Consider the following 14,507-nt stretch of genomic DNA (forward strand, 5'->3'; position numbering starts at 1 on the left):
GTGACACTGATGAATGTGACAATGGCCGGCGACTACGTCAAGGGGCGTGCGGAGACCTGTGGACAACCCCGGCCCTCGCCCCCGCCCCGACTCCGGAACTCCTACCTCGTGGTGGCCCCCTACGGGTCCGTACGCCTGGAGTCTGATGCGGATCCAGCCGCCTGGGCTGACGCCCGCTGTGGCCCGCGCCACTATCTTCGAAGACGTGACTGTGATCGCGACCGAAAGCCTGAGCAAGCGGTTCCCCCGGGTGACCGCGCTTGACCGGCTCTCCTTGGACATCGGGCCCGGTGTGACCGGCCTGGTGGGTTCCAACGGGGCCGGCAAGTCCACATTGATCAAGATCCTGCTGGGTCTGTCCCCCGCCACCGAAGGCCGGGCCGCGGTGCTTGGGCTCGACGTCGCCACCAGTGGCGCCGCCATCCGGGAACGGGTCGGCTACATGCCCGAGCACGACTGCCTGCCACCGGACGTCTCGGCCACCGAGTTCGTCGTCCACATGGCGCGGATGTCCGGACTGCCACCGACGGCGGCGCGCGAGCGCACCGCCGACACACTGCGCCACGTCGGTCTGTACGAAGAGCGCTACCGCCCCATCGGCGGCTACTCGACCGGCATGAAGCAGCGCGTGAAACTGGCCCAGGCGCTGGTCCACGACCCGCAGCTGGTTCTGCTCGACGAGCCGACCAACGGCCTGGACCCGGTCGGCCGCGACGAGATGCTGGGGCTGATCCGCCGCGTATACACGGACTTCGGCATCTCGGTCCTCGTCACCTCGCACCTCCTGGGTGAGCTGGAACGCACCTGTGACCACGTCGTCGTCATCGACGGCGGCACACTGCTGCGCTCCAGTTCCACCAGCGACTTCACCCAGACCACCACCACCCTCGCGGTCGAGGTCACCGACAGCGACACCCACCCGGACGGCACCGACGCGTTGCGCCAGGCCCTCACCCGGGCCGGCGTCAAGCTCGTGGGCCACGACGGTCTCGACGGGCAGGGGCTGCCCGGTGCGGGCCACATCCTGCTGATCGAGGCAACAGGCGAGGAGACGTACGACATCGTGCGTGACAGCGTCGCCGGGCTCGGACTCGGTCTCGTACGGATGGAGCAGCGGCGTCACCATATCGCCGAGGTCTTCCGTACCGAAGGGGAACCGCAGGCCGCAGCCGTGGCACAGACCGCGCCCGCGGTCGTCGGGGCCGTACAGCAGAAGGGGAGCGGTCGGTGATGAGCACTGAGACCGGGGCCGTGAGCGGGAGCGAGACCTCCCGGATCCACAACATCGGGTACCGCTCCTACGACGGCGCGCGGCTGGGCCGCGCCTATGCGCGGCGCTCGCTCTACTCGCAGTCTCTGCGGGGTTCCTTCGGACTGGGGCGGTCCGCCAAGTCCAAGGTGCTGCCGATGCTGCTCTTCGGTGTGATGTGCATGATCGCGGCGATCATCGTCGCCGTCGCCATCGCCACCCCGGGGAGCACGGCTCTGCCGATCAAGTACACGGCGTTCGCGATCTATCTGCAGGCCGTCATCGGCCTCTTCCTTGCCGCGCAGGCACCGCAGTCGGTCTCCCGTGACCTGCGTTTCAAGAGCGTGCCGCTGTATTTCTCGCGGCCGATCGAGCGGGTCGACTATGTTGTCGCGAAGCTCGCGGCCATGGCGTCCGCGCTCTTCATTCTCACCGGGGCGCCGCTCGTCATCCTCTACGTGGGCGCGCTGCTCGGGAAGTTCGACTTCGCCGACCAGACCAAGTGGTTCGGACAGGGGATGGTGTCGGTGGCGCTGCTCTCCGTGCTCTTCGCCGGACTGGGCCTGGTGATGGCCGCGCTGACACCGCGCCGCGGTTTCGGTGTCGCCGCGGTGATCGCAGTGCTGACCATCTCCTACGGCGCGGTCTCCACGGTCCAGGCCATCGCCTGGCAGACGGGTTCCGCAGGTGCCATCGAGTGGCTGGGGCTCTTCTCCCCCATCACGTTGATCGACGGTGTGCAGACCGCCTTCCTCGGGGCCAATTCGGCCTTCCCCGGAGGGGAAGGCCCGGGGGCCGGGGCCGGCGTGGTCTATCTGATCGTTGTTCTCGCGCTCATTGCCGGTTCGTACGCCGTACTGATGCGCCGCTACCGGAGGGTCGGGCTGTGACCACCATCGAGATCGACCACACCTCGCGCTGGTTCGGCAATGTGGTCGCCGTCAACGACGTGAGCATGACAGTGAGCCCCGGCGTCACCGGGCTGCTCGGCCCCAACGGCGCTGGGAAGTCCACGCTGATCAACATGATGGCCGGCTTCCTCGCCCCGTCGACGGGCACCGTCACGCTCGACGGCCAGACGATCTGGCGCAACGAAGCCGTGTACAAGGAGATCGGGATCGTGCCCGAGCGGGAAGCGATGTACGACTTCCTGACCGGCCGCGAATTCGTCGTCGCCAATGCCGAATTGCAGGGGCTGGGTGCCGCGGAGGCGCAGAAGGCGCTGGCCACGGTCGAGATGGAGTACGCGCAGGACCGAAAGATCTCGACGTACAGCAAGGGCATGCGCCAGCGCGTGAAGATGGCGTCCGCCCTGGTCCACGAACCATCGGTACTGCTGCTCGACGAGCCGTTCAACGGGATGGACCCGCGCCAGCGGATGCAACTGATGGAGCTGCTGCGACGCATGGGGGCCGAGGGCCGTACGGTGCTCTTCTCCTCCCACATCCTCGAAGAGGTCGAACAACTCGCCTCGCACATCGAGGTGATCGTGGCGGGACGGCACGCGGCGTCCGGTGACTTCCGGAAGATCCGCCGACTGATGACGGACCGCCCGCACCGCTACCTCGTACGTTCCAGCGACGACCGCGCACTCGCCGCCGCGCTCATCGCCGACCCGTCGACGGCCGGTATCGAGGTGGACCTGGGCGAACAGGCCCTGCGTATCCAGGCAGTCGACTTCGGACGCTTCACCGAACTGCTGCCGAAGGTCGCACGTGAACACGGAATTCGCCTTCTGACCGTTTCGCCGTCCGACGAGTCCCTCGAATCGGTCTTTTCCTATCTCGTAGCGGCCTGAGTAGTGGCCTGAAAGGAGCTGTGAAGCGTCATGTACGACCCCACAGTCGCCCGGCTCACCTACCGGGCCCTGCTCGGCCGGCGCCGGGCCGCCATCCTCTTCGTCCTGCCGGCCCTGCTGGTGATCATCGCCGTCGCGGTACGGACGTTCGCCGGAGCCGATGACCAGGTCGCCTCGGATGTGCTGGGCGGCTTCGCCATTGCCACGATGGTGCCGCTGATCGGCGTGATCGCCGGAACCGGAGCCATCGGTCCCGAGATCGACGACGGATCGATCGTCTATCTGCTGGCCAAGCCGGTGAAGCGGCCGACGATCATCTTCACCAAGCTGATCGTGGCCATCGCCGTCACGATGGTCTTCTCCGCGCTGCCCACGCTGATCGCGGGACTGATCCTCAACGGCAACGGCCAGCAGATCGCGGTGGCGTACACCATCGCCGCACTGGTCGCCTCGATCGCGTACAGCTCGCTGTTCCTGCTGCTGGGCACCGTCAGCCGGCACGCGGTCGTCTTCGGCCTCGTCTATGCCCTGGTGTGGGAGGCGCTGTTCGGCACCCTGGTGCCGGGGGCACGCACGCTCAGCGTGCAGCAGTGGTCCCTCGCGGTCGCCGAGAAGGTCGGCGGGGCGGGCACGATCACCTCCGACGTCGGGCTGCCGGTCGCGACCGTCCTGCTGGCGGCGGTCACGGTGTTGGCGACCTGGTACGCGGGGCAGAAGCTGCGCGCGCTGAAGCTGGCCGGGGAGGAGTGACCGGGAGTTTTCCGCCGGACGCCTCTCCCGCGCTCTGCGGCTGATCACTTCGATCTTCGTCAACCCTCGCCTCCTGGGCGGGGGTTGACGCATTTCGGACAGTAGTACGCGTAACTGTACGGTTATCGGTTCGTTGTGCAGGGCGCGTGGAGGCAACTGGAATCTGTGGCGTCGTAGCTTTCGTGAAACAGGGATTGCCGATGCCGGTGTGGGAGCACCCACCGGGTCGGTCGTTGAGCGAGTGGCAACCGTGAGCGTCCTCCGCCCCTCAAGCCCGGGAAGGGCTGTCCATCGTCGGTTTCGCGATCGGAAGGCATGCCCATGCCCACGGAAGTCGCACTGCTCGAATCGCGTGCGCTGCGCGTCGAGCAGATGGGGCGCGTCGACGCCCTCGACAAGGTCAAGAGTCTTGTCATGCTCCCGGACGGAATTCACCTTCGCACAGAGGATGTGGCCCGCTACTTCGAAGTATCCACAACCGCCGTCAGGAGGCTCACCGACCGCCATCAGAACGAGCTCGTGGAGAACGGGATGCGAGTACTGCGCGGCTCTGAGCTGCGCTCCTTCCATAGCGACATGCTGTCGCTATGGGCAGGTGAGGTGCCGGAAAGTTATCCACAGGCGGCGACCCGGCTCAGGCTCTACACCCGCAGGACCGTACTCAATGTCGCGATGCTTCTTCGCGACAGCGACATCGCCCGATGCGTCCGTACGTATCTGCTCGACGCCGAGCAGGACCTGCGCGCGGGCTACGCCTCGCTCGAACATCGGGTCACCCGGGTCGAGAGCTGCCTCGCCGGAGTGGGCAGTGCGCTTCAGGAGCTCGGGCCCGTCCTCAACCGGATGTCGCTCCGGCTCGACAGCCTCGACCGGAGGCTGGACGCCACCCATCAGGTCGTCGGCGCCATGAGCGTGCGGCTGGGGCACGTGTCCGAGGACCTCGTCCGTATCGACGGCAGGATGGATGATTTCGCCCGCCACCTTAAGGATCTGAACCGCCGCAACAAGCAGCGCTGATCCGAAGGTTGTGCACAGCCTTTCGGCGTCACCCGATAAATGAATGGCACCGAAAGGCCGTGCCGGGCACAGTGGTTGGTGCAGCACGTGCCGAATCGGCGCAGCAGGCGCTGGAATCGGCGCGGCATGCCCGGACAACAACAGCCGCATGCCGACATGGACGCCACAGGCCGGGAGAGGAGCGCGACGATGACCGAGAGTCCGAGTCCGTCGAGTTCCCAGCAGGGCGGGCCCGAGCCGGCACCGGAGTAGTCACCGACGACTCCGCCGTGCCGATCGGAGCGGGACGCCCGGGGCGGCCCTGCCTGCGCATCGCGCGGCCGCCCTCCCGGAGGATTGGCAGAGTGGTAAGGCAGCGGCTTGCTAAGCCGTCGTCGGGGCTGTGAACCCTGCGCGCGTTCGATCCGCGCATCCTCCGCAGCAGCAGTGCCGGATACGGCTGCCGGAATCGGTACGGCCGGACAGATCTTCCCGCCTCCCCGCAGCCGTAGTCCAGCTGTACGGTTAAAGCAGCTGCTCGAGTACCACAGCGATGCCGTCGTCCTCGTTGGAAGCGGTGATCTCCTGGGCAACGGCCTTCAGGTCCTCATGCGCGTTGGCCATCGCGACGCCCCGTTGCGCCCAGGCGAACATCGGGATGTCGTTCGGCATGTCGCCGAAGGCCAGAGTGTCCGCGGCCGTCACGCCCAGCCGGCGCGCGGCCAGCGAGAGTCCGGTCGCCTTGCTCAGCCCCAGCGGCAGGATCTCCACCACGCCCGGACCGGCCATGACCACGTCCACCAGATTCCCGACAGCTGCTCGCGCGGCCTTCGCCAGTGCGTCGTCGTCGAGATCGGGGTGCTGGATGTACACCTTGTTCAGGGGAGCCGACCACAACTCGGCCGGGTCCTCGGCGAAGACGGCCGGAAGGGGGCCTTCCTGTACGCGGTAGCCGGGGCCGACCAGCACATCGCCGTCGAGCCCGTCGCGGCTCGCCGCCAGTGCCAATGGGCCGACCTCGGCCTCGACCTTGGACAGCGCGAGACCGGCGAGCCGGCGGTCCAGCGTCAGCGAGGTCAGCAGCTTGCGTTCGCCCGCGTGGTAGACCTGCGCGCCCTGGCCGCAGACCGCGAGTCCCTCGTAGTGCAGGTCCTCCAGGATGTGCCGGGTCCACGGGACCGCGCGGCCGGTGACGATGATGTGTGCGGCACCGGCCGCGGTGACCGCGGCCAGCGCCGCACGCGTGCGCTCCGAGACCGTGTCGTCGTTACGGAGCAGCGTGCCGTCGAGATCGGTCGCGATGAGCTTGTACGGAAAGGTCACTTGGCGACCGGTTCCAGAACCTCGCGCCCGCCCAGGTACGGCCGGAGCACCTCCGGCACCCGCACCGATCCGTCGGCCAACTGGTGGTTCTCCAGGATCGCCACGATCGTGCGCGGTACGGCGCAGAGCGTGCCGTTCAGAGTGGCCAGCGGCTGGAGAACCTTCTTGCCGTCGCGGGTTTCGCGCATCCGGACGGACAGGCGGCGCGCCTGGAAGCTGTCGCAGTTCGATGCGGATGTCAGCTCGCGGTACTTGCCCTGTGTCGGGATCCACGCCTCGCAGTCGAACTTCCGGGAGGCCGAGGCCCCCAGATCGCCGGTGGCGACATCGATCACCTGGAAGGGCAGCTCAAGAGCGGTGAGCCACTGCTTCTCCCAGTCCAGGAGCCTGCGGTGCTCGGCCTCGGCGTCCGCCGGGTCGACGTACGAGAACATCTCGACCTTGTCGAACTGGTGGACGCGGAAGATGCCTCGGGTGTCCTTGCCGTACGTACCGGCCTCGCGGCGGTAGCACGGCGAGAAGCCCGCGTACCGCAACGGCAGCTTGTCGGCCTCGATGATCTCGTCCATGTGGTACGCGGCGAGCGGGACCTCGGAGGTGCCGACCAGGTAGTAATCGTCCTTCTCCAGGTGGTACACGTTCTCCGCGGCCTGGCCGAGGAAGCCGGTGCCTTCCATGGCGCGCGGGCGGACCAGCGCCGGCGTCAGCATCGGGACGAATCCGGCCTCGGTGGCCTGCGCGATCGCCGCGTTGACGAGGGCGAGCTCCAGCAGCGCGCCGACACCCGTCAGGTAGTAGAAACGCGAACCGGAGACCTTGGCTCCACGTTCCATGTCGATGGCGCCGAGCATCTCGCCGAGCTCCAGGTGGTCCTTGGGCTCGAAGCCCTCGGCCCCGAAGTCACGGATCGTGCCGTGTGTCTCCAGGACGACGAAGTCCTCCTCGCCGCCGATCGGCACGTCCTCGTGGACGATGTTGCCGAGCTGGAGCATCAGGCGCTTGGCCTCTGCGTCGGCCTCGTCCTGTGCCGAGTCGGCCGCCTTGACGTCGGCCTTCAGCTGCTCGGCCTTCTTCAGGAGCTCGGCGCGCTCCTCGGGCGAAGCCTTGGGGATGAGCTTGCCGAGCGCCTTCTGCTCGGAGCGGAGTTCGTCGAAGCGGACACCGGACGACCTGCGCCGCTCGTCGGCGGAGAGAAGGGCGTCGACGAGCTCGACGTCCTCTCCACGGGCGCGCTGGGAGGCGCGAACACGGTCGGGGTCCTCACGGAGCAGGCGAAGGTCAATCACCCCTCCAGGCTACCGGTGTGTGCTTCTCCAGCTCGAACCGATATTGCCAAGCGTGTCATTTTGCCCGAATTGCCTGAATTGGTAATGCTGGCGGATATTGCATTGGCTGGACTTGATCCCGCTCGAGCGCGGCTGATCCCGACCGTTCTCGGTCGTTCTCGGCTGTCAATAAAGAAGAGTTTATTCCCCTAAATGGGGCGGAAGGTGTCAGCCGCCTTGACGTATCTGCCGTGCGCGGGAGGGGAGTTGGCGCTCGCTTGTCCACAGGTGTGGGCGCTTCTCGAAGTTATCCACAGGCTGTGAAGAAGGGTTGTGGATACCGGAGGAGATCGTTCCGAAAGTTGCTCCAGGGCTCACGGATTACCCGTTCAAACCCACTTCAGACGCTCGTTCGGGTGGGAATTCTCCATCCTGAAGAGTTGATCAACGGAATTGGGGCGACATAGGGGTGACCTGCGTGGCCCGTCGTCCTGTGGATGCATCTGGGGCAACTGGAGCGATATGTCGACCATGTCGCATTGAGGCGTCGCCGGATGTCGACTTGTCCCCAGGTCGAGAGCCACCCCTGTGGATAACTCTGTGGATACCGCTCCGTGGATACCGAGTATCGGTGGATACCGAGTATCGGCAGAACGGATCGGCGGATTCGCAGATCGGCAGATAGTAATGGTGGCCGTGCGGACGCGCTACGGCCGGACCGTCAGCCCCGGCCGTCCAGATTGCGGGCCAGCCAGTCGGAGGCCTCGGTGAACTCCGCGTCCGACGTACCCGCCCGCAGCGGCCGTACGTCCTCCCGCGCCACCCCGGCCCGTGGGTACGACCCGAGGAACCGCACCTTCGGGCAGATCCGCTTCAGCCCCATCAACGCCTCGCCGACCCGGCGGTCCGCGATGTGCCCCTCGGCGTCCACCGCGAAGCAGTAGTTCCCGATTCCGGCCCCCGTCGGCCGCGACTGGATCAGCATCAGGTTCACCCCGCGCACCGCGAACTCCTGGAGCAGTTCGAGCAGCGCGCCGGGGTGGTCCTCGCCCAGCCAGATGACCACCGACGTCTTGTCCGCACCCGTCGGCGCCGCCGGCCGGGCCGGGCGGCCCACCAGGACGAATCGGGTCTGCGCGTTCACCGCGTCATGGATCTCGGTCACCAGCGGTTCGAGACCGTAGGTCGCCGCCGCGAACTCACCGGCGAAGGCGGCGTCGTACCGCCCCTCCTGCACCAGCCGGGCGCCATCGGCGTTGGAGGCCGCGGACTCCCACACGGCGTCCGGGAGATGGGCGGCCATCCAGTTGCGCACCTGCGGCTGCGCGGCCGGGTGCGCGGTGACCGACTTGATGTCCGACAGCTTGGTACCGGGCCGCACCAGCAGCGCGAAGCTGATGGAGAGCAGCACCTCGCGGTAGATCATCAACGGTTCGCCGGTGGTCAGCTCGTCGAGCGTCGCGGTGATGCCGCCTTCCACCGAGTTCTCGATCGGTACGAGCGCTGCCGCGGCCTCGCCGTTGCGCACCGCGTCCAGAGCCACCGGTACGGAGACCATCGGGACGAGTTCGCGGGTGGCGGCTTCCGGGAGCGTACGGAGGGCGACCTCGGTGAAGGTGCCTTCGGGGCCGAGATATGCGTAGCGCGTGGCGGACATACCGTCACCCTAATGCGCCCCGGTCGCTCAGGACTCCAGGAGCCGCTGCCCCACGTACTCGCCGTCCGCCGCACCGCCCGGCACCGCGAACAGGCCGCTGGCCTCGTGCCGGATGAACGGCGACAGGGCATCGCCCCGGTCCAGCTTGCGTTGCACCGGAACGAACCCCCGCAGCGGATCCGCCTGCCAGCAGATGAACAGCAGCCCCGCGTCCGGCGTGCCGTCCGCCGCGATGCCGTCGTGGTACGAGAAGGGGCGCCGCAGCATGGCCGCGCCGCTGTTCTTCTCGGGGGAGGAGATCCGGGCGTGGGCGTTGTCCGGGATCAGGAGCTTGCCGTCGGGGCCCGCCTTGTCCAGGTCCATCGCGGTGGTCTCGGTGCCGCCGCTCAGCGGAGCGCCGTCCTTCTTGCGGCGCCCTATGACCTGTTCCTGCCGTTCCACCGGGAGCTTCTCCCAGTCGTCGAGCAGCATCCTGATCCGGCGTACGACGGCGTACGAGCCGCCGGCCAGCCAGTCGTACTTCTTGTCCGTCCCGTCCGGGACGAAGATGCGCCGGTCGAAGTCGCTCTCGGCGGGCTCGGGGTTGCCGGTGCCGTCGATCTGGCCCATCAGATTGCGGGCGGTCATCGGCCGCGCCGTGGCGCCGGGGCTGCGGTTGAAGCCGTTCATCTGCCAGCGGACCCTGGCGGCGGGGACGGCCTCCTTCTGCACCGCACGCAGCGCGTGGAAGGCGACGAGTGCGTCGTCGGCGCCGATCTGTACCCAGAGGTCACCGTCGGAGCGCTTGGCGTCGATGTGGTCGGAGGAGAACGGCGGCAGCGGGTCGAGCCCCGGCGGCCGGTGGCCGACCAGGCCCGTGCGTTCGAAGAAGGTGCGGCCGAATCCGAAGGTGACGGTCAGCGAGGACGGTCCGGCGTCCAGCGCGATCCCGGTGTCATGGGCCGCGCCGTCCGCAGCACCGCTGTCGGCGGGTTCGCCGGCCATCAGCCGCCCGGCCACGGCCGACCACCGGCGCATCAGGGCTGCCGCTTCCTTCCGTCCCGCGCCGGGCGCCAGATCGAAGGCGACGAGATGGCCGCATGCCTGAATCGGAGTGGTGATCCCCGGTTGATGTTTCCCGTGAAACACCACCTGGGTGGAGCCGACCGCGGTCAGCGCGGTCGGCTTGTCGGGCCTGGTCGCGGCATAGCCGGTCGCACCGCCCGCCATGCCCAGGACCAGCCCGGTCGCACCGGCCGCGCCGGCGCTGCCGAGCAGCCGCCGCCGGGAGATGGCACCGTTGCCGGGGGCTGCGCCGTCCCTGCCGCCTGTGGAGGGCTTGCCGTTGCCGGGGGAGGTCCTGCGGCTGTTTCCGCCGACGCCGCCGACGCCGCTGTTTCCGCTGTTTCCACTCACGACGCTGCTCAGCCGATCTTCACGTTCTTGTCGATTGTCTTCTGATCGATGTCCGACGTACGTACGGTCACCGCGACCTTCCAGTTGCCCGCCATCGGGATCTGGACGCCGCTCGCGGTCCAGTGGCCCTCGGTGAGCCGAACAGGGGTGACGGGAAGCGGGCCGATGTCCTTGGACTCCAGAGTGAAGGCGAGCTTCAGTTCGGGGACGTCCATGGCCTTGCCGTCGGTGCTGTCGACCCAGATGTGGATCTCATTGGCGCCGGTACGGGCGGGCTCGATGTCCATCCGTACCGTTCCCTTGCCGTTCTCGCCGCCCGTGTCGAAGGGCAGCGTCAGATTGACCGGGCCTTCGGCTGCCGGGGCGGATGTCGCCGTCGAACTGCGGGCCGCTTCCTCCTCGGTACGTCCCGGCTCGGTCGAGGTCAGTACGGTCGTCACGGCCAACAGCGCCACGGCGACCCCGACTTCCGCCAGTACCGAGCGGCGCAGCCCGGACCGGTCGGGGTCGGCATCGCGGACCCTCTTCTTCTCGGCGGTGGCCACGGCGGCCCGCTGCCGGGCGAGCTGAGCCGCCCGCGCGGGGTCCTCGACGGCGGACGACGGCGTGGCCGGGGTCCGGGACTCCTCGACCGCGACTTCGGCCGCGGCCTCCGCTCCCACCGCGTCGGCTCCGTTCGTGACCAGCCGTGCGGTCCAGCGGCGCGAAATCCAGGCGATCCCGATCAGGACGGCGACGAGCCCCACCTTCACGAGCAGCAGCTGCCCGTAGCGTGTGCCGGTCAGCGCGGACCAGGTGCCGACCTGGCGCCAGGACTGGTAGATCCCGGTGGCGGCGAGCACGAGCACGCTGCCGAACGCGACACGGGAGAAGCGCCGTACGGCCGCCGCTCCGATGTCCGGCGTCCGGTACAGCGCGACCAGCAGGGCCGTCAGCCCGCCCAGCCAGGCGGCGACGGCCAGTAGGTGGAGCACGTCGACCGGCATGGCGATGCCGGGCTGGAGCCCGGTCGAGGCATGTTCGGCGAGCGCCCAGGTCCCGGCGATCCCGGCGGCGATCACGGTGCCGCCGATGGCCAGTCCGAAGGTGAGGTCCTTCTTCTCGCGCTCGTCCTCACGCTTCGCGTACGCCCCGAACAGCACGGCGATGAAGAGCGCGGAAGCGCCGAGCAGCAGCAGCCGGGATACGAGTGCCGCCCCGGGCTTGGTGTCGAGCACGGCCTTCAGGCCGTCGAGGTCGAAGGCGTCCGCCAGTTTCCCGGAGCCGGTGTAGGGGTTGCGCAGGAGCAGCATGGCCAGCGTGGCCACGGTGAGGGTCATCCAGCCGCGTACGACCAGGCGTTGCAGCGGGCGTGCGCCGGCCCCGCGCTGCCAGCAGGCCAGCACGAAGGCCGCGCCCCCGGCCAGCAGGATGAAACCGGCGTACGCGGCGTAGCGCGCGATGCCGTAGAGGGTGCCGACGAGGCCGCCCCCGGCCTCGTTCGTGGGGAGGGCGACGGTGGTTTTGGAGGGCGCTCCGATGGAGAAGGTGAAGGCGCCCGAGACGGGGTGGCTGTCCGCGGAGACGGCCTGCCAGGCGACGGTGTACGTGCCGTCGGGCAGTCCACTGTGCAGCGAAACCCCGTACTTCACGGTGGAGCCGCTCTGCAGATCACGTGGTGCGGCGCCGGTGTCGGCGCGTTTGCCGTCGGGGTCCAGGACCCTGACGGAACTGTCGCTCATGGCGACCTGTTCGGAGAAGGTGAGCGTGACCTGCTCGGGCGCGGTGTCGACCACCGCCCCGTCCTGCGGATCGCTCCCGGTGAGCGCGGCATGCGCGGACGCGGGGCCCGCGCTGCCCAGCAGCAGGCCGAACACCATGCCGACGAGGGCGGCGAGGAGTGCGGCCGCGGCGAGCGGTCGGCGCAGTGCGGGAGCGGCCGGGGGCGGTCCGAAGTGCGGGGCGGTGGTGGCTGTCATGACGAGTCAGTCCCTCACTGCTTCTTCGGGTTGTAGGTGGTCTCCTTCACGGGAAGGTCGACCTTTATCGGATCGGCCTTCTCGAAGTGCAGCTCCACGGGCACGCTCTCGCCCCGCTTGGGTTGCTGCTTGAGCTTCATGAACATGATGTGGCTTCCACCGCGTTCCAGATCCAGTTCGCCGTCCGCGGGCACCTCGAAGGACGTCACCATGCGCATCGTCTGGTTCTTCGTCTCGTGGATCGTGATGTCGTCCGAGAGAGAACTGGTGACCGAGGTGAGCCGGTCGGAGGTGCCGCCGCTGTTCCGTACGACGAGGAAACCGGCTGCCATGTCGCCGACGGGCTGCGGCATGAACGCGCCGGTCACCTTCAGTTCGGGCTTGCTGTCCGATGACGAGCACCCCGCCAGCGTCAGCCCGGTGGCGAGGGCGACGACGCCGGCGAGGGTGGCGCGGCGGTTCACGGGGTCTCCCCCTTGACGATCTTGGGGAGGTCCTTCGTGTAGTCGTCGGGCGAGGTGTCCTCGCTGTACACGAGGTAGCCCTTGTCGGTCTTCGGCGAGAACGCGATGACCTGGGACCCGTGCATCGAGACGATCGTGCCGTTCTTCTCCTTCTTCGGCGCGTCGATGCCGATGCCGATCTGGCGTGCGCCCGCCTGGATGGTCGGGAAGTCGCCGGTGAGGCCGATGAAGGAGGCGTCCTGGGACTTGAGCCAGCTGCCGAGCGAGGACGGGGTGTCCCGTTCGGGGTCGGTGGTCACGAAGACGACCTGGAGCTTTTCCTGGTCGGCCTTGGGAAGCGACTTCTTGGCGATGGCGATGTTGCTCATGATGAGCGGACAGACGTCGGGGCAGTTGGTGTAGCCGAAGTAGATCAGCGTCGGCTTGCCCTTGGTCCGCTCGCGGAGGTCGTACTTCTTGCCGTGGGTGTCGGTGAGGACGAGGTCGGGCTTGGTGAACGGCTGGTCGAGTACCGTCGCGGCCTTGGTCTTGGGCTGGACGGACACATCGGCGACGGGCTTCTTCGCGCTGCTGTCGTCGCTGCTGCCGCAGGCGGACAGGGTGAGTGCGGCCGCGGCGACGAACGCCGCGGCCAGCACAGTTTTCTTACGCATGGAGCACTGATTCCTGATGGGTCGGTGGGGCTGTGGGGCTGCGTGGGACTGGTGGGATTTTGGTCAGGCGGCGCGGCGTCGGCCTGCGAGGACGCCGAAGGCGACACCCGCGGCGCCGATGACGATGCCGACGATGCCGAGGACGCGGGCCGTGGTGTCGCTGGAGGACGCGGCCGCCGTGGCCGTCGTCTGCTTGTCCGCGGTCTGCGCGGTGGCGTCGGCACCGCTCTTGTCTTCGGCGCTCGCGCCGTGCTCGCCGGTGCTCGCCGCGGTCAGCTTGAGGACCGGTGCCGGGCTCTCGGGCTCGTCGGCCCCGTCCTTCTGCTCCTCGATCCAGCGGACGACTTCCTTGTTGTCGTACGTCTGGATGGCCTTGAACACCAACTGGTCGGCGTCCTCGGGGAGCTGGCCGATGGAGAGCGGGAACTGCTGGAAGTCGCCCGGGCGGATGCCGCGGTCGTTCTTGTCGCCCGTGGCGGTCCAGGTGACCTTGGAGACGGCCTCGTTGATCTTCTGGCCGTGCATGTCCAGCGGCTTGGCCAGCTTGCTCTTGGTGACCTGGATGTCCCAGCCGGGCACGGCCTGCGGCATGACGGAGGCCAGCGGGTGGTCGGTCGGGAAGTTGACTTCGACCTTGGTCGTCGAGGCGTTGTCGCGCTCGTTGGGGACCTTGAAGTTGACGGTGGCGTAACCGCCCTTGGCTGCCTCGCCCTGCGGCTGCACGCTGACGTGCGCGGAGGCCGTACCGGCGAGGATAAGCACGGTGGACGCGGCGACGCCGCTGACGAGGGCGATGCGGGAAACGTTCATGACAGGGATCACTCCGCGGAAGCAGGAAGGAAAGGTGGTCCGGCGCGCGGGTGCGCGACGGCATCGCGACACCTCTTCCCCGCATGCGGCGTGCGTGCACGACGTGTACGGCACCGACTTGTGCAACACCGGCTCATACGCGCCGGGTGGTCCGTGCGTCGAGTGGTGCGTGCGTCAAGTGGTGCGTGC

General features: G+C 68.2%; 13 protein-coding genes and 1 tRNA gene. 6 read left to right on the forward strand and 8 right to left on the reverse strand.

The window, feature by feature from the left end; translation table 11 throughout:
- Positions 1 to 178: 178 nt before the first annotated feature.
- The 6 genes from ACZ7L9_RS09365 (at position 179) to ACZ7L9_RS09390 (ending at position 5,232) form a co-directional block, all read left to right on the forward strand.
- Positions 179 to 1,231: an ABC transporter ATP-binding protein gene (locus tag ACZ7L9_RS09365; RefSeq protein ID WP_471414129.1), complete on the forward strand. Its 1,053-nt coding sequence runs from the start codon at positions 179 to 181 to the stop codon at positions 1,229 to 1,231.
- Complete coding sequence (locus tag ACZ7L9_RS09370) at positions 1,231 to 2,139, forward strand: ABC transporter permease (RefSeq protein ID WP_471413921.1); 909 nt, start codon at positions 1,231 to 1,233, stop codon at positions 2,137 to 2,139. The genes ACZ7L9_RS09365 and ACZ7L9_RS09370 overlap by 1 nt, the downstream gene beginning before the upstream one ends.
- The gene (locus ACZ7L9_RS09375) at positions 2,136 to 3,047 is read left to right on the forward strand and encodes an ABC transporter ATP-binding protein (RefSeq protein ID WP_471413922.1); all 912 of its coding nucleotides are present in this window, start codon (positions 2,136 to 2,138) and stop codon (positions 3,045 to 3,047) included. The genes ACZ7L9_RS09370 and ACZ7L9_RS09375 overlap by 4 nt, the downstream gene beginning before the upstream one ends.
- Before the next feature lie 30 nt (positions 3,048 to 3,077).
- On the forward strand, positions 3,078 to 3,797 hold the full coding sequence (locus ACZ7L9_RS09380) for an ABC transporter permease (protein ID WP_471413923.1): 720 nt from the start codon (positions 3,078 to 3,080) through the stop codon (positions 3,795 to 3,797).
- 321 nt (positions 3,798 to 4,118) lie between these two features.
- Entirely contained in the window at positions 4,119 to 4,814 is a 696-nt protein-coding gene (locus ACZ7L9_RS09385; RefSeq protein WP_471413924.1) for a hypothetical protein, read from the forward strand.
- Between the two features lie 330 nt (positions 4,815 to 5,144).
- A tRNA-Ser gene (locus tag ACZ7L9_RS09390) sits at positions 5,145 to 5,232 on the forward strand.
- An 86-nt stretch (positions 5,233 to 5,318) separates the two neighbouring features.
- Here ACZ7L9_RS09390 and ACZ7L9_RS09395 read toward each other — a convergent pair.
- From ACZ7L9_RS09395 to ACZ7L9_RS09430, 8 genes are all read right to left on the reverse strand, one after another.
- Positions 5,319 to 6,116, reverse strand: a complete 798-nt coding sequence (locus tag ACZ7L9_RS09395) for an HAD family hydrolase (protein ID WP_471413925.1) — start codon at positions 6,114 to 6,116, stop codon at positions 5,319 to 5,321.
- The gene (serS, locus tag ACZ7L9_RS09400; RefSeq protein WP_471413927.1) at positions 6,113 to 7,402 is read right to left on the reverse strand and encodes a serine--tRNA ligase; all 1,290 of its coding nucleotides are present in this window, start codon (positions 7,400 to 7,402) and stop codon (positions 6,113 to 6,115) included. The genes ACZ7L9_RS09395 and serS overlap by 4 nt, the downstream gene beginning before the upstream one ends.
- A 700-nt stretch (positions 7,403 to 8,102) precedes the next feature.
- A complete protein-coding gene (pheA, locus tag ACZ7L9_RS09405; RefSeq protein ID WP_471413928.1) occupies positions 8,103 to 9,038 on the reverse strand; it encodes a prephenate dehydratase in 936 nt (311 codons plus the stop codon).
- 27 nt (positions 9,039 to 9,065) lie between these two features.
- Complete coding sequence (gene efeB / locus ACZ7L9_RS09410) at positions 9,066 to 10,310, reverse strand: iron uptake transporter deferrochelatase/peroxidase subunit (protein WP_471414131.1); 1,245 nt, start codon at positions 10,308 to 10,310, stop codon at positions 9,066 to 9,068.
- A gap of 131 nt (positions 10,311 to 10,441) precedes the next feature.
- Positions 10,442 to 12,391 carry a copper resistance CopC/CopD family protein gene (locus tag ACZ7L9_RS09415; RefSeq protein WP_471413929.1) on the reverse strand — a complete coding sequence of 650 codons (1,950 nt, stop codon included), beginning with the start codon at positions 12,389 to 12,391 and terminating at the stop codon, positions 10,442 to 10,444.
- A gap of 14 nt (positions 12,392 to 12,405) precedes the next feature.
- The gene (locus ACZ7L9_RS09420; protein ID WP_471413930.1) at positions 12,406 to 12,855 is read right to left on the reverse strand and encodes a copper chaperone PCu(A)C; all 450 of its coding nucleotides are present in this window, start codon (positions 12,853 to 12,855) and stop codon (positions 12,406 to 12,408) included.
- Complete coding sequence (locus ACZ7L9_RS09425) at positions 12,852 to 13,508, reverse strand: SCO family protein (RefSeq protein ID WP_471413931.1); 657 nt, start codon at positions 13,506 to 13,508, stop codon at positions 12,852 to 12,854. The genes ACZ7L9_RS09420 and ACZ7L9_RS09425 overlap by 4 nt, the downstream gene beginning before the upstream one ends.
- A 63-nt stretch (positions 13,509 to 13,571) precedes the next feature.
- Positions 13,572 to 14,318 (reverse strand): YcnI family copper-binding membrane protein, encoded by a 747-nt coding sequence (locus ACZ7L9_RS09430; protein ID WP_471413932.1) that lies wholly within the window; start codon positions 14,316 to 14,318, stop codon positions 13,572 to 13,574.
- Between the last annotated feature and the right edge of the window lie 189 nt (positions 14,319 to 14,507).

The sequence above is a fragment of the Streptomyces sp. NPDC111516 genome (assembly GCF_055635345.1).

Bases quoted from the DNA above. Each gene is read 5' to 3' on its own strand.
- ACZ7L9_RS09370 (WP_471413921.1), top strand. From the start codon at position 1,231: ATGAGCACTGAGACCGGGGCCGTGAGCGGGAGCGAGACCTCCCGGATC.
- ACZ7L9_RS09380 (WP_471413923.1), top strand. From the start codon at position 3,078: ATGTACGACCCCACAGTCGCCCGGCTCACCTACCGGGCCCTGCTCGGC.
- ACZ7L9_RS09385 (WP_471413924.1), top strand. From the start codon at position 4,119: ATGCCCACGGAAGTCGCACTGCTCGAATCGCGTGCGCTGCGCGTCGAG.
- pheA (WP_471413928.1), bottom strand. From the start codon at position 9,038: ATGTCCGCCACGCGCTACGCATATCTCGGCCCCGAAGGCACCTTCACC.
- ACZ7L9_RS09415 (WP_471413929.1), bottom strand. From the start codon at position 12,391: ATGACAGCCACCACCGCCCCGCACTTCGGACCGCCCCCGGCCGCTCCC.
- ACZ7L9_RS09425 (WP_471413931.1), bottom strand. From the start codon at position 13,508: ATGCGTAAGAAAACTGTGCTGGCCGCGGCGTTCGTCGCCGCGGCCGCA.
- ACZ7L9_RS09430 (WP_471413932.1), bottom strand. From the start codon at position 14,318: ATGAACGTTTCCCGCATCGCCCTCGTCAGCGGCGTCGCCGCGTCCACC.